This is a genomic window from Polaromonas sp. (genome assembly GCF_043778355.1).
In the GTDB taxonomy this organism is placed as follows: Bacteria; Pseudomonadota; Gammaproteobacteria; order Burkholderiales; family Burkholderiaceae_C; genus Polaromonas.
Genome location: NZ_JAYWHI010000046.1, coordinates 1 through 19,913, shown reverse-complemented (window position 1 = coordinate 19,913; position 19,913 = coordinate 1). Strand labels below are relative to the sequence as shown.

The window sequence follows — 19,913 nt, the reverse complement described above, 5'->3', positions numbered from 1 at the left end:
GGCGGCTGGCAGAACACGATGCCATTCCACAAAATGCCTGCGGTTTCAGGTCTTTTCTTGTGGAATGACACAGCGCGTGATCGTTTTGCCTTGCTCCGAAGTAAAAAACGCCTGAGCTAGTTAACTAACTCAGGCGCTTTGCAGTCGTATCAGCGATTATTTACGCAGGCCAAGCTTGGCGATCAGCGCAACATAACGGGCCGCGTCCTTGGACTTCAGGTAGTCCAGCAGCTTGCGGCGGCGGCTCACCATGCGCAGCAGGCCACGGCGACCATGGTGATCCTTGGCATGGGTTTTGAAATGGGGCATCAGTTCATTGATGCGGCCGGTCAGCAGGCCGACCTGGACTTCCGGGCTACCCGTGTCGTTGGCGGCGCGTGCATTGGCCTTGACGATCTCGGCCTTGATGGATTTCTCGATCATGAATATTCCTTGTGTAACTTGCGAGCGGCGCAGTGTTCCCGAAGTGGGAGTTGACCGGTACCGTCGTGTTCTGCAGCGTGTGCCTCGTGCGAGGCGCCCATTTTTTTGCAGAGCCTTGGATTATAGCCCAGGATGGCTCAGGGTTGCCTCAACCAGCCGGCCAGGCGATCCACACCGTCGCTCAGCCGGCCCAGGTCCTGGCTGGCAAAACACCAGCGCAGCCAGCCCCGCATCGCTGGCGAGCGGTCGACGCTGAAGGCATCACCCGGCGCCAACCCCAAACCGGCCTCGACCACCAGACGTTTGGCCGTATCGAACGCATCACCCTGCCCGGCCAGCCGGAAAAAGGCATACATGCCGCCCGGCGCGGGGGACACTTCGACACCCGGCACAGCCTGAAGCAGGGGCACCAGGGTGTCGCGGCAGCTTTTCAGGTGCGCCACCACCTGCGGCGTCACTTCGTCGGTGCGCTGCAGGGCCACCACGCCGGCACGCTGGATGAAGACCGGTGCGCAGGAGGTATTGAACTCGATCAGCTTGCCCATGTGCGTCGTGGCCGACGCCGGCAGCACCAGCCAGCCCAGGCGCCAGCCGGTCATCAAAAAACTTTTTGAAAAACTGTGGGCCACCATCAGCCGGTCGTCCGGCTGGGCGATGTCCAGAAAACTCGGGGCGCATCCACTTTGCGATGTTTCGTAATACAGGCGCTCGTAGACCTCGTCAGCCAGGATCCAGGTGCCGGTCTTGCGGCAATGCGTCAGCAACAGTTCCTGCTCCGCACGACTCAAGGTCCAGCCGGTCGGGTTGTTGGGTGAATTGACGATCAGCAGTTTGGTACGGACGGTGACCGCCTTGAGCAGCTCGTCCATGTCGAGCTGCCACCGGCCCGCAACTGGCTTGAGGCTCACGCACCGCACCTGCGCGCCCATGATGACCGGCTGCGCGGTCAGGTTGGGCCAGACCGGCGTCACGGCCACCACCTCATCGCCAGCGTCCACCACCGCCTGCACTGCGAGCATCAGCGCATTGACACCGCCCGACGTGACCGCAATTCTGTCGGCCCCCACAGGCGTCGCCCCGGTGCAGCGCAAGTTGCTGCAATAGGCGGCGATGGCTTCGCGCAGTTCGGCCAGCCCGAGGTTGTGCGCATAAAAAGTCTCGCCTTCGCTGAGCGAACGCGCAGCGGCCTCCCGAATAAAGGCCGGGGTGACTTCATCACTCTCGCCAAACCAGAACTTGAGCACATCGCTGCGCCCGATACCGGCATTGGCCACCTGACGGATCAGGGACTCTTCAAGATCGAGAACAACCTGTCGCATGGAGACCTTTCAGGGACGGACCATCTTGCAGGTGTGCGGCTGCTCGGCACGCGCCGCAGCAATGGTCTTGATCACGCGAAAGCCATAACCCGATCCTTCCACGTCAAACTTGACCCCCGGCGCACCCTGTTTGTCCATCACGGCCACCAGCAAAGGCTGCTGGAACTGGTGATCGGCACCGCGCATCACGCCCTGGTGGCCGGCAAACAGCACCACCGCCTTTTCCAGTTGCGCGGCGACCGCAGCCGATTCGACAGAACCCGCCTTTTCGATGCTTTGTACCAGCGCCTCCACCATCAGTTGCATGCGCATGTGAACATAGTCGTCCTGAGGTTTGGGAAACCGCTGGCGAAAGGACTGGTAAAAAGTTTCGGATTGGGCGCTGACCGCATTGGGAAACCAGTCGGCGACCGCGATTACCTTGCCGACACCGGCGTCGCCAAGGGCCGCCGGCACGCCGAGCGCGTTGCCGTAAAAAGTGTAGAACTTGCCCTCAAAACCAGCCTCTCTGGCGGCCTTCACCAGCAGGGTCAGGTCATTGCCCCAGTTGCCGGTCAACACAGCCTGCGCGCCACTGGCCTTGATCTTGGCCACATAGGGCAGAAAGTCCTTGACCCGTCCGATGGGGTGCAACTCGTCACCGACAATTTGAATGTCCGGGCGCTGAATGCCCAACTGCTTGCGCGCCTCCCGCCCCACCGCCTGGCCGAAACTGTAGTCCTGACCGATCAGGTAGACGCTCTTGAGCGCCTTGTCGTCCTTGAGCACATCCATCAAGGCCGCCATGCGCATGTCGGCATGGGCATCAAAACGGAAATGCCAGTAGCTGCATTTGTCATTGGTGAGCACCGGATCCACCGCCGAATAGTTCATGAACAGAAGACGTTTGCCCGGCTCGCGGTCGTTGTGCTTGTTGATCGCGTCGATCAACGCTGCGGCAGTTGACGATGAGTTGCCCTGGGCCACCAGGGTGATGCCATCGTCTATCGCCGAACGCAGTGCCGACAGGGCTTCCTCGTTCTGACCCTTGCTGTCGTAGCGCTCGAAGACCAGCACGCGGTTGCCGCCGGGCAGCTTGATGCCACCGCGCGCATTGACCCGTTCCGCCGCCCAGGTCAGGTTGCGAAACACCGCTTCGCCGGTGTTGGCGAAAGGCCCGGACAGGCTTTCAATCAAGGCCACGCGCACAGGCGGCTGAGTCGCCGTTGCAGACTGCGCCAGCAAAGCCGGCGATGACAAACCGGCGCAGGCCGCTAGGGTCAGCGCGAGACGTTTCAAGAGGGGAGACGCAAAAAAATACATTCAAAAAATTCCTTGAAATACACCCGCCCACGCCTACTTGCTGTGCATGCGGCGATCACGGTTGAGAGCCGCGAAGTGTAGGGGAAATTTCCCCCATTCAACCTTTGGAGGTCTCATGTTCTACTCACTCGCAACTCGCCCTGCTTCCCGCTTCCAGCGCCACAGTCCGGCGCTGATCAGCAACGGCGCGCTCGACAGATTCCTGGACGACACGCTGGGCGCCTTGTCCGGTGCGCGCGGCACCCAGGCTGCCACGGTAGAAGATGGCGAAAAAGCCTATTCACTGCAACTCGATGTGCCGGGGCTGGCCAAGGAGCAACTGGACATCGGCATCGAGGGCGATGTGGTCCGCATCAGCAGCAAGGCTGAAGCGCCCCGGACAGTCAAAGCCGCCTACCGTTTTCCACTGGAGATCGACACTGCAGCCAGCACGGCCAAGCTTGAAAACGGCGTGTTGACCCTGTCCCTGGCCAAGAAAATTCCGGTCAGCAATGTGGCCCAGCTTGCGATCAACTGATGGGATAAGCGGCAGCCACCGCTGAGCTTTCCTCCGACAAGGCCGCCCATGAGGCGGCCTTGTCATTGACAAACAAAAATTTACCGGCAGGGCGGCCCGTATCGCCGCAGAATGGGGGCATGACCTTTTCTTCACGTGTCTTCCTGCCCGCCCTTTGCGCCGGGCTGCTGCTGGTATCGGGTTGCAGCTTTCTGCGGCCAGCCACGGTGCCCCTTGCGACCGACGTGTACCGATCAAGCTGCAGCGCAAAAGCCGACACCCTGCTGGTGTTCCTGCCGGGCGCTTATTCAAGCATTGACGAGTTCGTTCGCGAGGGTTTTGTGCAGGAAGTGCGGCAGCGGCGCATTGGCGCCGACATCGTGATGGCGGACGCACACATGGCGTATTACACGCAGCGCAGCGTCATCGACCGCCTGGAGGCCGATGTACTGGTGCCGGCACGGGCTGCCGGGTACCGGGCGATCTGGCTGGTCGGCATTTCGGTCGGTGGTTTCGGTGCGCTGATCCACGAGGAGCAGATGCCCGGCGGGGTGACCGGCATCGTCGCTGTGGCACCCTATTTGGGCGAGCGCGAACTGACCCACAAGATTGCAGCGGCTGGCGGCCTGCTTGCCTGGCAGGCGCCCACCGGCCCCCTGCCGCCGGAACAGGCTGACACGCGGCTCTGGCGCTGGCTGCAGACCCAGGCGAAGTTGCCGGCGGGTTCCGGCTCGCCGGCGCTCTACCTGGCTTATGGCACGGAAGACCGTTTCGCCGACAGCCACCGCCTGCTCGCAGCCACCCTGCCGCCTCAGCGCGTGTTCACCACCCCCGGCGGGCACGACTGGGCGCCCTGGCGGCGCCTCTGGCAACAGGTGTTGGCCACCCTGCCCTTGCCCACCTGTCCGTGATGTTTCAGGCGGGCAGCAAGCCCAGCGGCCAGCGCGGTTTGACATCAAAGCTATAGGCTGTGTTGGCTTGCGCCATGCCGGCCTGCAAACGCATGCCGGCCGCCAGGGCAATCATCGCGCCGTTGTCGGTACACAGGTTCAGCTCCGGATAGTGCACCCTGATTCCGCGCTGGCCGCAGGCGGCATTGAGCTGCTCACGCAGCAGCGTGTTGGCGCCCACGCCGCCGGCGACCACCAGTCGCTTCAGACCGGTCTGCGCCAGCGCCTTCAGCGATTTTTTGACGAGCACCTCGACAATCGCCGCCTGCGTCGAGGCGGCCAGATCAGCCTGGTCTTTTTCGCTGATGACCGGGCCCAGTTTTTTTGCTTGCGTCAACACCGCGGTTTTCAGCCCCGAGAAGGAGAAATCAAGATCGCCGCTGTGCAGCAAGGGCCGGGGCAGTTTGAACGCCTGGGCGTCGCCGCCCAGGGCCAGCCGGGCCAGATGCGGGCCGCCCGGATAAGGCAGGCCAAGCAATTTCGCAGACTTGTCAAAAGCCTCGCCGGCCGCATCGTCAATGGTCTCGCCGAGTAATTCGTAACTGCCAACCCGGTCCACCCGCATCAATTGGGTGTGACCACCCGAGACCAGCAGGGCCACAAAGGCGAATTCAGGCGGATCGGCACTGAGAAAAGGCGACAGCAGGTGGCCTTCGAGGTGATGCACCCCGAGCACCGGCTTGCCCAGCGCAGCCGCCAGCGAGCACGCCACACCCGCGCCCACCAGCAGCGCACCGGCAAGACCCGGTCCGCGCGTGAACGCCACCACATCAATATCCTTCAATGTTTGCCCTGCATCGGCCAACACCTGTTCAGTCAATGGCAACACGCGCCGGATGTGGTCCCGGCTGGCCAGTTCCGGAACCACACCGCCATAGGCCTGGTGCATGGCAATCTGGCTGTGCAAAGCGTGTGAGAGCAAGCGCGGCACTCCTGCGCCAGCGCTGTCCACCAGCGCCACGCCGGTTTCATCACAACTGGACTCAATTCCCAAAACAATCATGTTCCGAGTGTAAGGTTTGGCTCAAATCTTGCAGCTCAGCAGCCATGACTCCTTCCCAGTCCCTGCGCCTGGTCATCATTGCTCCGGATTTGCTGGAAGGCATCAGCACGGACAGCCATGCCAGAGCCCAGGCCGAACGCTCGCGGCAGTTGCGCATCGGCCTGCTGGAAAACGGCTACAACGTCGTGGCTGTGCTGCCCGCCGACACCTTTCTTTATGAGCGGCTGGCCCAGTTGCAACCCGACATGATCATCGTGGACGCAGAAAGCGAGGCACGCGATTCGCTGGAGCATGTGGTGATGGCCACCCGCGACGCACGGCGCCCGATTGTGCTGTTTACCAACGACAACGACACCAGTCACGTGAAAGATGCGGTCGCAGCGGGTGTATCCGCTTACATCGTGGCCGGTTTGTCGCCGGAACGAATCCGCCCGATTCTTGATGTGGCCATGGCGCGCTTCGAACATGAGCAGGGATTGCGGCGCGAACTCGCCGACGTCAGGACCGAACTGCAGGACCGCAAAATCATAGACCGCGCCAAAGGCCTGCTTATGCAAAGGCAAAACCTCACTGAAAAAGCAGCCTACGACAAGCTGCGCAAGGCCGCGATGGACAAGGGCCTGCGCCTGGGTGAGGTTGCGCAGCGCATGCTGGACGCTGCGGACTTGCTGGGCTGAAACGGCACGCCTCACGCCGAAATGGTGCGGCGCACAATATGAGTGCAGCACTGCAAAGTCTGCCTCTCCCCCAAAGGCGCAGCTAAAGCAGCTATAAATTTGATAGCTGTTAACGACCTCTGGATATGGGCTGCAGGCCTATTTTGTAATCAAACGGAAAGAGAATTGTTAGGAACAGGCACTGGCACAGGTTTTGCTCAGTGCTTAGGCAACAGGCAGTCCACTTCAACGGCGAAGCGGTTTGCCTCCATGAACAAAGGCGTTCGCACCCTGCAATCACATGTCTTGTGCTTGTTCGGGTCGAGCGCCTTTTTTGTTTTTTGCCCCGGTTTTCACTTTTTGTTTTCACTTCTGGAGCCCCGACCATGACCGAACTGCTGAAATCTTCACTGACCCGTCGTACCGTGTTGCAGGCCGCCGCCGTCGGCGCTGCGGGCATCAGTCCGGCCTTGCGCGCGGTGGTCTATGCCCAGGGATCGGACGCCCCGGAAAAGAAGGAAGTCAAGATCGGTTTCATTCCACTGACAGACTGCGCGTCCGTGGTCATGGCATCGGTACTGGGCATCGACAAAAAATACGGCGTCACCATCATCCCGACCAAGGAGGCCAGCTGGGCCGGCGTGCGCGACAAGCTGGTCAGCGGTGAGCTGGACATGGCGCATTCGCTGTACGGCCTGATTTACGGCGTGCACCTGGGCACCTCGGGCCCCAAGAAGGACATGGCGGTGCTGATGACGCTGAACCAGAACGGCCAGGCCATCACACTGAGCAAAAAACTCGCTGACAAGGGTGCGGTGGACGCTGCGTCGCTGGCCAAGGTGATGGCCGCCGAAAAGCGCGAATACACCTATGCCCAGACCTTCCCGACGGGCACACACGCCATGTGGCTGTACTACTGGCTGGCCAGCGTCGGCGTGAACCCGATGAAAGACGTGAAAGTCATCACCGTGCCGCCACCACAGATGGTGGCCAATATGCGCGTCGGCAACATGGATGGTTATTGCGTCGGCGAGCCCTGGGGCCACCGCGCCATCGCCGACGGCATCGGCATCACGGCCGCCACCACCCAGGACATCTGGAAAGATCACCCTGAAAAAGTGTTGGGCACCACCGCCGATTTCGTCAAGAAGAATCCGAACACCGCGCGCGCCGTGACCGCCGCCATCATTGAAGCCGGCAAATGGATAGATGCCAGTCTGGGCAACAAGAACAAGATGGCCGAGACCGTGGCCGACAAGTCTTATGTGAACACCAGTGTCGACGTGATCAACCAGCGCATCCTCGGCCGCTACCAGAACGGCCTCGGAAAAACCTGGGACGACCCGAACCACATGAAGTTCTACAACGACGGCGCGGTGAGCTTCCCTTATCTGTCCGACGGCATGTGGTTTTTGACCCAGCACAAGCGTTGGGGCCTGCTCAAGGAGCATCCGGACTACCTGGCCGTGGCCAAACAGATCAACCAGATCGATATTTACAAGCAGGCTGCCACCGCCGCCAAGGCCAGTATTCCCAAAGAAGTCATGCGCAGCAGCAAGATGATCGACGGGGTGGTCTGGGACGGCAAAGACCCGAAAAAGTACGCCGACGGTTTCAAGATCAAAGTCTGAACGGGAGAACGCACCATGGTCAGCGCTGTTTTTCACACCCCCTTCGACGAGGCTCCCGTTGCCTCGTCGACTCTGACGCCGGGCATGGTCAAGCCCGCTACCCATACTGTCGCTGCAAGCGCAGCAGGGGTTGCTGCCATGAACAGCCCGGCTGCTGCGAGCCAGCCCGGTACCAGCAAAACACCTGTCGACTGGCGCGGCGTCTGGATGGCGTTTCTTCCGCCCCTGCTCGGATTGGCCCTGCTGGTCGGCGTGTGGGAGCTGGTGTCTGTCGGCACGGCCCGCAGCATCCCTTCGCCTCTGGACACCTGGAAACAGGCGGTTGTGCTGTTCAGCGACCCGTTCTACAGCAAGGGCCCCAATGACCAGGGCGTGGGCTGGAACGTCCTGAGCTCACTTCAGCGTGTGGCCTTCGGCTTCGGCATGGCGGCCGTGGTGGGTATTCCGGTGGGTTTCATGATTGGCCGTTTTGAATTTCTCTCGCGCATGTTCAACCCGCTGATCAGCCTGCTGCGTCCGGTGTCGCCACTGGCCTGGCTGCCCATCGGCCTGCTGGTGTTCAAGGGCGCCAACCCGGCCGCGATCTGGACGATTTTCATCTGCTCGATCTGGCCCATGATCATCAACACGGCGGTCGGCGTGCAGCGGGTGCCTCAGGATTACATGAACGTGGCGCGCGTGCTCAACCTCAGCGAGTGGAAGATCATCACCAAGATTCTGTTTCCTGCCGTACTCCCTTACATGCTCACCGGCGTGCGCCTGGCCGTCGGCACCGCCTGGCTGGTGATCGTGGCCGCCGAGATGCTGACCGGCGGCGTCGGTATCGGCTTCTGGGTCTGGGACGAGTGGAACAACCTCAACGTGAAAAACATTATCATCGCGATTTTTGTCATCGGCATTGTGGGGCTGTTGCTGGAATTTGCACTGATCAAGCTGGCAACCGCATTCACTTTTGAGGAGGTGAAGACGTGAGCGGCGCGATGAGGGGCCCCGGCACGGGGATCAGCGCCCCGGCGAACGGCTTCGGCTACCGACACCTTCCCGCCTCAAATCACCCGCGACCGTTAGGAGGTAGCGACGTGAGCGGCGCGATGAGGGGCCCCGGCACGGGGATCAGCGCCCCGGCGAACGGCTTCGGCTGCCGACACCTTATTGCCCCCAGCCATCTTCAACCCAGGGGAGGCAGCAACGTGAGCCACATGAACCAAAAAAGGAACACCCCATGAGCTCACTGACCACAAAGTACATCGAAGTCCAGGGCGTCGAACAAACCTTCAAAACAAAAAAAGGACCGTTCTGTGCTTTGAAAAATGTCAACCTCACCGTCGCCAAGGGTGAGTTTGTCACGCTCATTGGCCACTCGGGCTGCGGCAAATCCACGCTGCTCAATCTGATCGCCGGGCTGACCACCCCCACCCAGGGCGCACTGCTCTGCGCCAACCGTGAAATCGCAGGCCCAGGCCCCGAACGCGCAGTGGTGTTCCAGAACCATTCGCTGCTGCCCTGGTTGACCTGCCATGAAAACGTCTACCTCGCCGTCGAACGCGTTTTCGGCGCCACAGAAAACCGGTCCCAGCTCAAGTCCCGCACTGAAGCGGCCCTGGCCATGGTCGGTTTGACCCCGGCTGCGCAAAAACGTCCTGGCGAAATTTCAGGTGGCATGAAGCAGCGGGTCGGCATTGCCCGCGCGCTGTGTATGGAGCCCAAGGTGCTGCTGCTCGACGAGCCTTTCGGTGCGCTCGACGCGCTGACCCGCGCCAAGCTGCAGGACGAACTGCTGCAGATCGTCGCCACCACGCAGAGCACGGTCGTCATGGTCACACACGACGTGGATGAGGCGGTGCTGCTGTCCGACCGGATTGTGATGATGACCAATGGCCCCTCGGCGACTATCGGCGAGGTGCTGAGTGTCGATCTGCCGAGGCCACGTTCGCGTGTGGCGCTGGCCGAGGACATCCGTTATCTCGGTTATCGAAAAGCCGTGATCGATTTCCTCTACACCCGCCAGGGGCATGTGGAAAAAGCGGCCTGAGGCCTGCGTCACGCGATAAATATTACTGCGACCGGGGTACTTTGAGCTCTGTGCGGCACTGCACGTCCAGTTATGTCAACGGCGAGATCGTGCGGGCAAAAATGTGAATGACCCCGCTGATCTAGCGGGCAGACGCCCACAAAGCGTGCGTCGACCGCCTGGAAACGCGCCTGCTTAATCAAATTGCTCCGCAAGGGTGCACTTTTGCATGCCCCAAGGTGGCACGTTTCTCGCACTGATTCCGTGAATAGACCATCTTCACAGAAAGCGTTTGCACCATGTCCGGGTTCCGTACTTTTCTAAAAGCAGGCCACGCGCCCACATTGGGCGCTGCGTTCTTCTACTTTGCGTTTTCCTGCTGCATCTGGGTCATGAACGGGGCCATGGCGCCCTTCATCTCGGAGACCTACAACCTGTCACCCACCCAAAAAGGGGTGATGCTGTCGGTGCCGATTTTTGCCGGCGCACTCATGCGTTTTCCGCTCGGGGTGCTGGCCCAGTACATCGGCCGCAAAAACGCCACGCTGGTCGAAATGGGCCTGATCATGGTGGCGCTGTTGTTCGGTTATTTTTTTGTGGACTCCTACAGCAGCCTGCTGGCCATGGGAGTGTTGCTGGGCATCGCCGGCGCCAGTTTTGGTGTGGCGCTCAGCCTGGGCTCGGGCTCCTTCCCGGCGCGCTACAAAGGCCTGGCCATGGGCCTGGTGGGTGCCGGCAACGTCGGCACCGCCGTGTCGGTCCTGATTGCGCCGGCACTGGCGCAGCGTTTTGGCTGGCAGTCGGTCTACGGCATCGCAGCCATTGCCATGCTGCTGCCGCTGATCGCCATGATCCTCTTCGCGAAAGAGCCTGACGACGTGGACAGCCACGCCACGCTGCGCGAACACGTGGCTTGCCTGTTCGAAAAAGACGGCTGGGCCTTCAGCCTGATCTACGCCGTGACTTTTGGCGGTTTCATCGGCCTGGCCACCTTTTTGCCCTCGTACTACTACGACCAGTTTGGCGTGAGCAAGGTGCAAGCCGGGCAGTTGTCCATGCTGGCGGCTTTCATGGGCGCCGCGCTGCGGATTTTCGGCGGCTGGATCTCGGACCGCTGGGGCGGCGTGAACACACTGAGCGTGGTGCTGCTGACCATCGCCGTCACGCTGGTGCTGTGCGGTCTGGCCGGCAGTTCGCTGGTCGGCACCACGCTGCTGGTGATGCTGTGTTTTGCAGCGCTGGGGGCTGGAAACGGCGCGCTGTTTCAACTGGTGCCGCTGCGCTGGCCGCTGGCCACAGCAGTGGCCGGCTCCATGATCGGCGAGATCGGTGCCCTGGGCGGCGGCCTGGTGCCCAACGCCATGGGCCTGTCCAAACAATATGCCGGCAGCTACATGTGGGGATTTTTCTTCTTTGCAGCGCTGTCCGTGGGCATGCTGGTGATGCTCAGGGTCATGCAGATCCGCTGGACCCGCACCTGGGCTGAAAAGGGAGGCCGCGCACGCAGTGCGTGATCGGCGCAGCCGATAAGGCGCTGGCAGCGCCTGGCCTCCCTTTCAGTGCAGGCTAACTTTTCGCAGAAAAGTTAAGCGCAGCGGGGCCGAAGCTAAAAGGGTCCCCGTGCCGCGCACGCAGTGCGTGATCGGCGCAGATTCAGCATGTTTTCGGCACTTCGCCCATACCCACCATGGCTAACAAGCTATCAACTTGATAGCTAACCGGCACCGCCTTGCGAACCGGTTTGGATCCGCCGGGGCAGCATCAGGACTTATCCAGAAACAGGCACAAAGCGCTGGTAAGCTCAAAACCTGCGTTCACTGCTTAATGGAATAAAAAGATGGCCATGATTGTGGCAATTGACGATGACGAAACGATCCGCACGCTGATCGCTGCGGCGCTGCGCTTCGAAGGTTATGAGGTGATGGAGGCGGAAAACGGCGCCGAGGGACTTGCACTGGTGCGTGACTACCGTCCGGATCTGATCGTCAGCGATGTCAACATGCCGGTGATGGACGGGTTTTCCATGCTGCAGGCCCTGCGCGCGGATCCGTCCATTCAGGCGACACCCGTCATCTTGCTGACCTCGCTGCAGGAGCGTGAACACATGCGCAGCGGCATGTCCAGCGGGGCCGACGACTACCTGACCAAGCCGCTGGTTTTTGATGAGTTGCGCGATGCCGTTGCCACCCAGCTCAACAAACACCTGATGCGCCAGACCGCGCAGGCGCAGGCGGTCGGCACCGCGATAGACGCCGCCCTGCACGAGCAGAAAAAGCGGCTGAGTCGCCTGTACGAAGAAAAACTGCTGGCCGAGCTCAGCGAGAAATGGCCTTCCGCTGACGCCATGGTGCAGGATCAGGTATTTGCCAGCGCCACCGTGCTGTTTGTCGATGTCGTCAACTTCCCGGCGCTGGCCGAGAAGCTGTCGAGCACCGAGCTCAGCGAGGTGGTGCGCCAGTTCTACAACAACGCCGGCGACACGGTTTACCTGTTTGGCGCCTTCCACATGCAGTTTGTCGGCGAAGGCCTGCTGGCGGTGTTTGTGGACAGCACAGACACCGACACCGTCAACAATGGCCTGCGTGCCACCAAAGCCGCTTTGGGCCTGATCACCTCGGCCCAGCGCGTGCAGGGCTTTCTGGCCAGCCATTTCCCCGGTCGGGCGCTGCCGCTTTTTGAAGTCAGCGTGGGCCTGAACAGCGGCTCCGTGACGCTGGCCAAACTGCAGGACGCGCTGCGCGGAAAATCCCAGATCCTGCCGGTGGGCGACACCGTCAGCGCCAGCATGTTGCTGCAAAAGGAAGCCAACAAGGTGGGCTGGAAAATTGCCGCCAGCGCCACCTTGCTGCGCGAGGTGGCCGGCGCAGTCAAGATTGGCCGGCGCAAGCGTTTTTCCCTGCAGGAACGCACTGTTGCGCTCGACGGCATCGAGTTGCTGGGTCTGTCGGCCTAAATCATTGCTACAAAATCAATAGCTGTTCAGGACCATCCAGCATGGGCTGGGGTCAAAAATGGTCCTGAATGCCGACAAAATCACCAACGCGCTCAGGTGGGCAAAAACAGCAGCCAGACCACCAGCAGCAGGTTGAGCAGCACCGACAGCGCCAGACCGATCTTCCACAGCGCCACCGGGTCGCGCTGGATCAGGGGGGTTGCGGCGGGCGCCGTCAGGAAGCGCGAGGCGCCGCGTTCAATCGCCAGCAAGAACTCCTCGGCCGTTTCAAAACGCTGGCGTTTGTCGCGGGCCACTGCCTTGAGCACCACATGGTCGAGCCAGATCGGCACTTCCGGGTTGTGCCGGCTGGGGGCCGTGGGGTCGCGGTAATAACGGCCCGCCTGGTACGGCAGCACCTCACCGTAGGGCAACTTGCCGGTCAACAACTGGTAGAGGCTGACGCCCAGTGCAAACAGGTCGCTTCGTGCGTCGGGCATTTCTTCCGGGCCGTCCTTGCCCGCCGCCGCTGCCCGGCTGCTGAAGCCCCACTGCTCGGGGTTGATGTAGCTCGGTGTGCCGGCGTGCAGCTTGCGCATGGCCTCGGGCTCGCGCCCGGTCAATGCTACCCCCAGGTCCAGCACCCGAAGTACACCGTCTTCCCCCTGGTGCAGGTTGGCCGGTTTGATGTCGCGGTGGATCACGTGCTGGCGATGGAGCAAACCCAGCGCCGTGACCGCCTGCGTGGCCAGCGCCAGCACCTGGGGCAGGCTGAAGCGGTGTTTGCGGTCCAGCATCTGCTGCAGGGTCTCGCCCGCATGCCAGTCATACAGCAGGTAAAACGCGCCCGGCTCACCGCCACCAGGCAGCCGCTCATGCAGATGCACCAGATGGTCGGCCACGCGGGATGAACCCATGCGCCTGGCCAGCCAGGCTTCGTGCGCCAGCATCGCGCGCTCCTGCGGGTCATGCGCGCGCGCGGGGTGCAGGGTTTTCAGGGCGTACAGCTTGCCGCTGGGGACCTGTGCGGCCGCAGCAGCGCCGGTAACGGGGCCATTCCACCTGACCTGGTAAAGCACGTTGATGCCGTTATCGGCCACCGGCGCCGTCACGGTCAGGCCGTCCAGGCTGTCGCCGACCTTGAGCCTGCCGGGCACGGGCAAGGTCAGCGCGCGCCGGCTTTCATCGTCCAGCGTGGCGTCGAGCAAGCCCAGCACGCGCACCACCAGCGCGGTGGCGTTGTCGGCTGTACCGGCCGCCATCGCGGCGTCCACCATCTGGCGGCTGATGCGTTGCGCCTGCCCTTCCAGGTTCGGCGGCGCGTCGGCGCTGACCAGCGCCTGGAGCTTTTTGTCCGACATGACGTTGTGCACGCCGTCAGACAACAGCACAAACACATCACCCACCTGCAGGTCGCCCTGCGTGTAGTCCATCACCAGCCGGTCTTCCGCCCCGACGCAGCGCAGCAACTGGTGCCGCAGGTCGGGGTGGTCCATCACATGGTCGGTGGTCAGTTGCGTCATGCGGCCTTCGCGCAGCAGATAGGCGCGGGTGTCGCCCACATGCGCCAGCGCGTAAGACTGGCCGCGCAGCACCAGGGCCGTCAGCGTGGTCAGTCCCAGCGCCGGGTGGCGGCGCCGGTTCAATCCGGCCAGCCAGGCGTTCTGCGCGCCGATGATGCGGTCCAGCGCCACCGTGGTGTCCCAGGTTTCTGGGGTGCCGTAATAGTCGCGTACCAGGCTGGTCACAGTGGTTTGAGCCGCTTCCTTGCCCATGCCGCCGGTGCTGACGCCGTCGGCAATCGCCACGATGGAGCCCATGCCCTGCTGGCCCGGCTCCGGCAGCATGGCGGCGCAGAAGTCCTCATTGACGTCCTTGCGGCCGGCGAGCGATGCGAACCCGATGTCTATGTCAAAAGCCATGCACCAAAGCAAGCAAGTTTCGCGCCCAAACTTGGTGCACTGCAGCAAAACGACCCATGCGGCCCATCAGCCCACCAGCATTTGCATGCTGCGCCCGTAGTGCACCGACAGCTTGTCGAAGATATCGAGCAGCTCTTCACTGGCTGTGGCCACACGCGCCAGGTCCGGCGGCCTGGCCAGTCCGGCGGGCGCACTGCCGGCCAGCATCTGTGCCCAACTCACGGCGGCAGCTTCCAGCAATGCGCGAATGTCCTTGCTGCTCAGCGGGATGGTGTTCAGGTAAGCCAGCGCCTCCTCAAAGGCCGCGCTGGCTTCGTCCAGGCCCTGCGGGTCCGGCGCCATGCCGGCCCGCGCGCCCAGTATCCCGGCCAGCGCGAATTTCGCAAAACGCTGGCTCAACATGCGCTGGCGTCCGGCCAGGTTGAGCACCTGCAGCGGCGGCATGGCGCCCGCGCTTTCCAGGCTGCCGGTCAGGCGCTCGGCCTGCTGCAGCAACTGTTCGGCCAGTGCGTCCAATTGCAGCATGTGGCCGGCTGCCGGTGTGCCCTGCAGCAAGGGCTTGAGCTGTGACCAGGTGCGCTGAATCTGCGCCAGCAGGTCACCAAAGGTCGGCTGGGACAGACTCTTCTCCAGCGCTGCCAGGTTGGCATCGATGCGCACGACCGAGTCTTGCAGCCACAGTTGCACCTGCTCGGGCTGCACGCCCGCCAGTTGCAGCAACACCCCCTTGACCAGCCGCTGGGACAACATGCGCAACTGGCCGGAGCGGTTCACATCTTCCGCAAAACGCGCCGAATGAATGATGTGTTCCGACACCTGGCCCAGGCGCTGGTTGCTGTGCATGGACGCCGTGCGCAGCATCTTGAAGGCATCGTCGTCAGACACCTCTCTGGCCCGCATCAGGATGCCCTTGGCGCGGTCCACCACCTTGCGCTCTTCCAGCCGGCCAGCGATGTCACGCATTTCCTCACGCAGCGCCTGCTCACGCTTGAAGCGCGCCTGCGCCAGATGGACCAGTGGCCGCAAACGCTGCTGCTCATACCCCTTGACCACATAAACGTGAATGCCTGCCTCGGTGGCGCGGGTGATCCGGCCGGCATCGGCATCGGTGGTGAACACAATGATTGGCCGGGGAGAGGTCTCGCCAACAAGCGCCAGCGCCCTGAACAGCGCCTCCGCGGGCACCGGGTCATCGCAGATCACCACGTCGGGCCCCTGGCGCAGCACCTCCTGCACCAGTTTGCTGCATCCATACACGGTGCCCAGGACGTCAATGCCCCCCGCTTCGAGGTCAGCCGCAAGCGGATGCGGACCGGCAGGGCCATTCAAAATCACCAGTGCGGAGGTCATAAAAGTCAGGTTCTGAGAGGGGAAACTGCCTGCTGGGAACGCAAGTCGCACGCCAAGTTGCTGGCCGGGACGATAACACCGCGTGGCCGCACCATGATATGGCACAACTTTTGCGTAAACCTTCGCGGGCGTAACGGAGCGCCCAACCTTAGCGAAAGCACTGCGGGTTCTGCGCATAACGACGTGCGTAATGGTGTGCCTCATGCCGATCAGACGATCGGGTCCCTGTTTAACGGGAGAGAGCATCATGGTTCCAACCTCATATTTACAGCGCCGGCATGCCGGTTCACCCGCCATGGCTGGCCTGGCCCGTGGCATGGCGCTTGCGATGACCCCCCTGAATCAATCTGGAGTGAGCGCATGAAAAAATCAAAACTGGTGATGGTCGGCAATGGCATGGCCGGTGTCCGCACCATCGAGGAATTGCTCAAGGTCGCGCCCGATCTCTATGACATCACCGTTTTTGGCGCCGAGCCGCATCCCAACTACAACCGAATCCTGCTGAGCCCGGTGCTGGCCGGTGAGCAGACGCTCGATGAGATCGTGCTCAACAGCTGGGACTGGTACAAAGACAACCACATCACGCTGCACGCCGGCAAGAAAGTGGTTGAGGTGGACCGCATCAAGCGCATCGTGCGTGCCGATGACGGGACCGAAGAAGAATACGACCGCCTGCTGATGTGCACCGGCTCGAATCCCTTCATCCTGCCGATTCCCGGCAAAGACCTGCAGGGCGTGATTGCCTACCGCGACATTGCCGACACCAACGCCATGATTGACGCCTCAGTCAAATACAAAAATGCCGTGGTCATCGGCGGTGGCTTGCTGGGCCTGGAAGCCGCCAACGGCCTGATGCTGCGCGGCATGTCTGTGAGCGTGGTGCATGTGATGCCGACCTTGATGGAGCGCCAGCTCGACAGCGTGGCGGGCAAGCTGCTGCAGAAGTCGCTGGAAGACCGGGGCCTGAAGTTTTTGATGGGCGCGCAGACCCAGGAGCTGGTGGGTGGGCCGGACGGCCGCGAAGATGGGGTTGACACGCTACCGCGCGTCAAGGCCATCAAATTCAAGGACGGCACCGAACTGGCCACCGATCTGGTGGTGATGGCCGTCGGCATACGGCCCAACACCGCTTTGGCTGAATCGATGCGCCTGCATTGCAACAAGGGCATTGTGGTCAACGACACCATGCAAACCGTGACCGACGCCCGTATTTATTCGGTCGGCGAATGCGCGGCACACCGCGGCATTGCCTACGGCCTGGTGGCGCCGCTGTTTGAACAGGCCAAGGTGGCGGCGAATCACCTGGCGCAGTTCGGCATTGGCCGCTACACCGGCTCGCTGACCTCGACCAAGCTCAAGGTGACCGGCATTGACCTGTTTTCTGCCGGCGAATTCATGGGCGGCGAAGGCACCGAAGAAATTGTCATGAGCGACCCCTTCGGCGGCGTCTACAAAAAGCTGGTGCTCAAGGACGACAAACTGATTGGCGCCTGCCTCTACGGCGACACCGTCGACGGCAGCTACTACTTCAAGCTGCTGCGCGACGGGCGCAGCGTGGCCGGCATCCGCGACAAACTGATGTTCGGCGAATCGAATCTCGGCGACGCCGGCCATGAAGGTCAGAACAAGGCAGCCACAATGGCTGACGACGCTGAAGTCTGCGGCTGCAACGGCGTGTGCAAGGGCACCATCGTCAAGGCGATTCGCGAAAAAGGTCTGTTCACGCTCGACGAGGTGCGCAAACACACCAAGGCCAGCGGCGGCTGCGGCTCCTGCACCGGGCTGGTCGAACAAATCCTGATGTTCACCGCCGGCGGCGATTATTCGGCCACGCCCAAGCTCAAGGCCATGTGTGGCTGCACCGACCACGGGCACCAGGCCGTTCGCGACGCGATCCGCAACAACAAGTTGATGACCATTGCGGATACCTTCAAATTCATGGACTGGAAGACACCCAATGGCTGCGCGAGCTGCCGCCCCGCTGTCAACTACTACCTGATCAGCACCTGGCCCAAGCAAGCGAAAGACGATCCGCAAAGCCGCTACATCAACGAACGCAGCCACGCCAACATCCAGAAAGACGGCACCTACAGCGTGATTCCGCGCATGTGGGGCGGCGAAACCACGGCCAGCGAGCTGCGCCGCATCGCCGACGCGGTGGACAAGTACAAGATCCCGACCGTCAAGGTCACCGGCGGCCAGCGCATCGACCTGCTGGGGGTGAAAAAAGAGGATTTGCAAAACGTCTGGAAAGACATCGGCATGCCTTCGGGCCACGCCTACGCCAAGGCCCTGCGCACGGTCAAAACATGTGTCGGCAGCGAGTGGTGCCGCATGGGCACCCAGGACAGCACACAAATGGGCAAGGACCTGGAGCGTGCGATGTGGCGCATGTACGCGCCGCACAAGGTCAAGTTTGCAGTATCAGGCTGCCCGCGCAACTGCGCCGAGTCCGGCATCAAGGACGTGGGCATCATTGGTGTTGATTCCGGCTGGGAGATGTACATCGCTGGCAACGGCGGCATCAAGACCGAAGTCGCGCACTTTTTCACCAAGCTCAAAACCGCCGCCGAGGTACTGGAATACACCGGCGCCTTCTGCGAGTTGTACCGCCAGGAAGGCTGGTACCTGGAGCGCACGGTGCACTACGTGAACCGCGTCGGTCTGGACTACGTCAAGAAAAAAATCCTCGAAGACCACGAGGGCCGCAAGAAGCTCTGGGAACAGTTGCAGTTTGCGCTCGACGGCGAGCCCGACCCGTGGTTTGACCTCAAGGAAGCTGCGGTCGATACCCGGCAGTTTTCCGCCCTCCCCGCTTGAAGCCCGCGATCTCCAGGATGACAACACCGATGACTCACTCCCTTCAGCGCCGCGTTTTCTGCGGCTTGACACTGGCCGCGCTTCTGCCGGCCCACGCACAGGTCGCCGGACTCGGCGATGCCATCAACAAGGCCGGTCGCCAGCGCATGTTGTCGCAGCGCATGTCCAAGGCCTGGTTCGGCATGGGACAGGGCATTCAGGCCGAGTCGGCCCGCCGGGTACTGGACCAGTCCATCGCACTGTTCGACCGGCAGCAGGTCGAACTCAAGACCTTTGCACCGGCCGGTGAAACCCGCGATACCTATGTGCTTCTGGAGTCCGCCTGGTCGGACTACAAAAGCCTGCTGGTCGGCGCCGTTCCGGCACAGGACAAGGCCAAGGCGGTGCTCGACCAGGCCGGCAAGGTGCTGGCCCTGGCCCACAAGGGCACGGCCCTGTTCGAGCAGCAGGCCGGTAAGCCTGGCGCGAAACTGGTCAACATCGCCGGCCGTCAGCGCATGTTGTCGCAGCGCATGGCGCAGTTCTACCTGGCCAACCACTGGAACGTGGAGAGCGCCATGAGCCTGCGAGAAATCAACAAGGCCCGTGAGGAGTTTGTGCCAGCGCTGGAACTGCTGCGCAATGCACCGGAAGCGACGGCCGAGATCCGGCAGGAACTGGCGCTGGCCGACAACCAGTGGCTCTTCTTCGACAACGCGCTGAAGGCCCGCGTCAGCGGCGCCAAGGCCGCCAACGATGTTTTCGTGAGCAGCGAAAACCTGCTCCAGGTCATGGACCGCGTTACCGGCATGTATGCCCGTGTACTCGGCTAAAAAGGATTTCTCATGAGCGAATGGAAAAAAATCTGCCTGGTCACCGACATCCCGGTGCTGGGCGCGCGCCGGGTGACGCGGGAGCGTGGCATCGCCGTGGCCGTCTTCCGCAACGCGGACGACCAGGTGTTTGCGCTGCTGGACCGCTGCCCGCACAAGGGCGGCCCGCTGTCGCAGGGCATTGTGTTCGGCACCAGCGTGGCCTGCCCGCTGCACAACTGGACGATTGGCCTGGCCGACGGCTGCGCCCAGGGCGCGGACGAAGGCTGCACCCCAAAATTTGCGT

17 protein-coding genes are annotated in these 19,913 nt (G+C 62.1%); 11 read left to right on the top strand and 6 right to left on the bottom strand.

Features of this window, described 5'->3' with window-relative positions; all coding sequences use genetic code 11:
• Positions 1–156 precede the first annotated feature (156 nt).
• From rpsO to ACH2CW_RS07710, 3 genes are all read right to left on the bottom strand, one after another.
• Entirely contained in the window at positions 157–423 is a 267-nt protein-coding gene (gene rpsO / locus ACH2CW_RS07720; RefSeq protein WP_395056766.1) for a 30S ribosomal protein S15, read from the bottom strand.
• Between the two features lie 137 nt (positions 424–560).
• Positions 561–1,742 (bottom strand): pyridoxal phosphate-dependent aminotransferase, encoded by a 1,182-nt coding sequence (locus ACH2CW_RS07715; protein WP_395056764.1) that lies wholly within the window; start codon positions 1,740–1,742, stop codon positions 561–563.
• 9 nt (positions 1,743–1,751) lie between these two features.
• Complete coding sequence (locus tag ACH2CW_RS07710; RefSeq protein ID WP_395056762.1) at positions 1,752–3,044, bottom strand: branched-chain amino acid ABC transporter substrate-binding protein; 1,293 nt, start codon at positions 3,042–3,044, stop codon at positions 1,752–1,754.
• 115 nt (positions 3,045–3,159) lie between these two features.
• On the opposite strand from ACH2CW_RS07710, the gene ACH2CW_RS07705 reads away from it, so the two are divergent.
• Together ACH2CW_RS07705 and ACH2CW_RS07700 are read left to right on the top strand one after the other, a co-directional pair.
• Positions 3,160–3,561 carry an Hsp20/alpha crystallin family protein gene (locus tag ACH2CW_RS07705; RefSeq protein WP_395056760.1) on the top strand — a complete coding sequence of 134 codons (402 nt, stop codon included), beginning with the start codon at positions 3,160–3,162 and terminating at the stop codon, positions 3,559–3,561.
• Between the two features lie 119 nt (positions 3,562–3,680).
• Positions 3,681–4,451 carry an alpha/beta hydrolase gene (locus ACH2CW_RS07700; RefSeq protein WP_395056758.1) on the top strand — a complete coding sequence of 257 codons (771 nt, stop codon included), beginning with the start codon at positions 3,681–3,683 and terminating at the stop codon, positions 4,449–4,451.
• A 4-nt stretch (positions 4,452–4,455) separates the two neighbouring features.
• Here ACH2CW_RS07700 and tsaD read toward each other — a convergent pair whose 3' ends face one another.
• Positions 4,456–5,493, bottom strand: coding sequence for a tRNA (adenosine(37)-N6)-threonylcarbamoyltransferase complex transferase subunit TsaD (gene tsaD, locus ACH2CW_RS07695; protein ID WP_395056756.1), 1,038 nt, complete (start codon positions 5,491–5,493; stop codon positions 4,456–4,458).
• A 44-nt stretch (positions 5,494–5,537) separates the two neighbouring features.
• On the opposite strand from tsaD, the gene ACH2CW_RS07690 reads away from it, so the two are divergent.
• The 6 genes from ACH2CW_RS07690 to ACH2CW_RS07665 all read left to right on the top strand — a co-directional run bounded on the left by ACH2CW_RS07690 (position 5,538) and on the right by ACH2CW_RS07665 (position 12,744).
• The gene (locus ACH2CW_RS07690) at positions 5,538–6,170 is read left to right on the top strand and encodes an ANTAR domain-containing response regulator (RefSeq protein WP_395056754.1); all 633 of its coding nucleotides are present in this window, start codon (positions 5,538–5,540) and stop codon (positions 6,168–6,170) included.
• A 365-nt stretch (positions 6,171–6,535) separates the two neighbouring features.
• Positions 6,536–7,780 carry a CmpA/NrtA family ABC transporter substrate-binding protein gene (locus ACH2CW_RS07685; RefSeq protein ID WP_395056752.1) on the top strand — a complete coding sequence of 415 codons (1,245 nt, stop codon included), beginning with the start codon at positions 6,536–6,538 and terminating at the stop codon, positions 7,778–7,780.
• Positions 7,781–7,795: 15 nt separating this feature from the next.
• On the top strand, positions 7,796–8,752 hold the full coding sequence (gene ntrB / locus ACH2CW_RS07680; protein WP_395056750.1) for a nitrate ABC transporter permease: 957 nt from the start codon (positions 7,796–7,798) through the stop codon (positions 8,750–8,752).
• A gap of 250 nt (positions 8,753–9,002) precedes the next feature.
• Positions 9,003–9,812 (top strand): ABC transporter ATP-binding protein, encoded by an 810-nt coding sequence (locus ACH2CW_RS07675; RefSeq protein WP_395056748.1) that lies wholly within the window; start codon positions 9,003–9,005, stop codon positions 9,810–9,812.
• Between the two features lie 278 nt (positions 9,813–10,090).
• On the top strand, positions 10,091–11,305 hold the full coding sequence (locus ACH2CW_RS07670) for a nitrate/nitrite transporter (protein WP_395056746.1): 1,215 nt from the start codon (positions 10,091–10,093) through the stop codon (positions 11,303–11,305).
• A 323-nt stretch (positions 11,306–11,628) separates the two neighbouring features.
• Positions 11,629–12,744 (top strand): response regulator, encoded by a 1,116-nt coding sequence (locus ACH2CW_RS07665; protein ID WP_395056744.1) that lies wholly within the window; start codon positions 11,629–11,631, stop codon positions 12,742–12,744.
• 92 nt (positions 12,745–12,836) lie between these two features.
• On the opposite strand, the gene ACH2CW_RS07660 is transcribed toward ACH2CW_RS07665, so the two are convergent.
• Both ACH2CW_RS07660 and ACH2CW_RS07655 read right to left on the bottom strand, forming a co-directional pair.
• Positions 12,837–14,645, bottom strand: coding sequence for a protein kinase (locus ACH2CW_RS07660; protein WP_395056742.1), 1,809 nt, complete (start codon positions 14,643–14,645; stop codon positions 12,837–12,839).
• Positions 14,646–14,711: 66 nt separating this feature from the next.
• A complete protein-coding gene (locus ACH2CW_RS07655; RefSeq protein WP_395056740.1) occupies positions 14,712–15,995 on the bottom strand; it encodes a type IV pili methyl-accepting chemotaxis transducer N-terminal domain-containing protein in 1,284 nt (427 codons plus the stop codon).
• Between the two features lie 360 nt (positions 15,996–16,355).
• Between ACH2CW_RS07655 and nirB the strand changes: the two genes are divergently transcribed.
• The 3 genes from nirB to ACH2CW_RS07640 form a co-directional block, all read left to right on the top strand.
• The gene (gene nirB, locus ACH2CW_RS07650; RefSeq protein WP_395056738.1) at positions 16,356–18,815 is read left to right on the top strand and encodes a nitrite reductase large subunit NirB; all 2,460 of its coding nucleotides are present in this window, start codon (positions 16,356–16,358) and stop codon (positions 18,813–18,815) included.
• Between the two features lie 29 nt (positions 18,816–18,844).
• Positions 18,845–19,627 (top strand): type IV pili methyl-accepting chemotaxis transducer N-terminal domain-containing protein, encoded by a 783-nt coding sequence (locus ACH2CW_RS07645; RefSeq protein ID WP_395056736.1) that lies wholly within the window; start codon positions 18,845–18,847, stop codon positions 19,625–19,627.
• Between the two features lie 12 nt (positions 19,628–19,639).
• Positions 19,640–19,913, top strand: a 274-nt coding sequence (locus ACH2CW_RS07640) for a nitrite reductase (NAD(P)H) small subunit (protein ID WP_395056734.1), incomplete at its 3' end; no start/stop codon positions are given.

Bases quoted from the DNA above. Each gene is read 5' to 3' on its own strand.
- rpsO (WP_395056766.1), bottom strand. From the start codon at position 423: ATGATCGAGAAATCCATCAAGGCCGAGATCGTCAAGGCCAATGCACGC.
- ACH2CW_RS07715 (WP_395056764.1), bottom strand. From the start codon at position 1,742: ATGCGACAGGTTGTTCTCGATCTTGAAGAGTCCCTGATCCGTCAGGTG.
- ntrB (WP_395056750.1), top strand. From the start codon at position 7,796: ATGGTCAGCGCTGTTTTTCACACCCCCTTCGACGAGGCTCCCGTTGCC.
- ACH2CW_RS07675 (WP_395056748.1), top strand. From the start codon at position 9,003: ATGAGCTCACTGACCACAAAGTACATCGAAGTCCAGGGCGTCGAACAA.
- ACH2CW_RS07705 (WP_395056760.1), top strand. From the start codon at position 3,160: ATGTTCTACTCACTCGCAACTCGCCCTGCTTCCCGCTTCCAGCGCCAC.
- ACH2CW_RS07645 (WP_395056736.1), top strand. From the start codon at position 18,845: ATGACTCACTCCCTTCAGCGCCGCGTTTTCTGCGGCTTGACACTGGCC.
- ACH2CW_RS07655 (WP_395056740.1), bottom strand. From the start codon at position 15,995: ATGACCTCCGCACTGGTGATTTTGAATGGCCCTGCCGGTCCGCATCCG.
- ACH2CW_RS07700 (WP_395056758.1), top strand. From the start codon at position 3,681: ATGACCTTTTCTTCACGTGTCTTCCTGCCCGCCCTTTGCGCCGGGCTG.
- ACH2CW_RS07710 (WP_395056762.1), bottom strand. From the start codon at position 3,044: ATGTATTTTTTTGCGTCTCCCCTCTTGAAACGTCTCGCGCTGACCCTA.
- nirB (WP_395056738.1), top strand. From the start codon at position 16,356: ATGAAAAAATCAAAACTGGTGATGGTCGGCAATGGCATGGCCGGTGTC.
- ACH2CW_RS07665 (WP_395056744.1), top strand. From the start codon at position 11,629: ATGGCCATGATTGTGGCAATTGACGATGACGAAACGATCCGCACGCTG.
- ACH2CW_RS07690 (WP_395056754.1), top strand. From the start codon at position 5,538: ATGACTCCTTCCCAGTCCCTGCGCCTGGTCATCATTGCTCCGGATTTG.
- ACH2CW_RS07685 (WP_395056752.1), top strand. From the start codon at position 6,536: ATGACCGAACTGCTGAAATCTTCACTGACCCGTCGTACCGTGTTGCAG.
- ACH2CW_RS07660 (WP_395056742.1), bottom strand. From the start codon at position 14,645: ATGGCTTTTGACATAGACATCGGGTTCGCATCGCTCGCCGGCCGCAAG.
- tsaD (WP_395056756.1), bottom strand. From the start codon at position 5,493: ATGATTGTTTTGGGAATTGAGTCCAGTTGTGATGAAACCGGCGTGGCG.
- ACH2CW_RS07670 (WP_395056746.1), top strand. From the start codon at position 10,091: ATGTCCGGGTTCCGTACTTTTCTAAAAGCAGGCCACGCGCCCACATTG.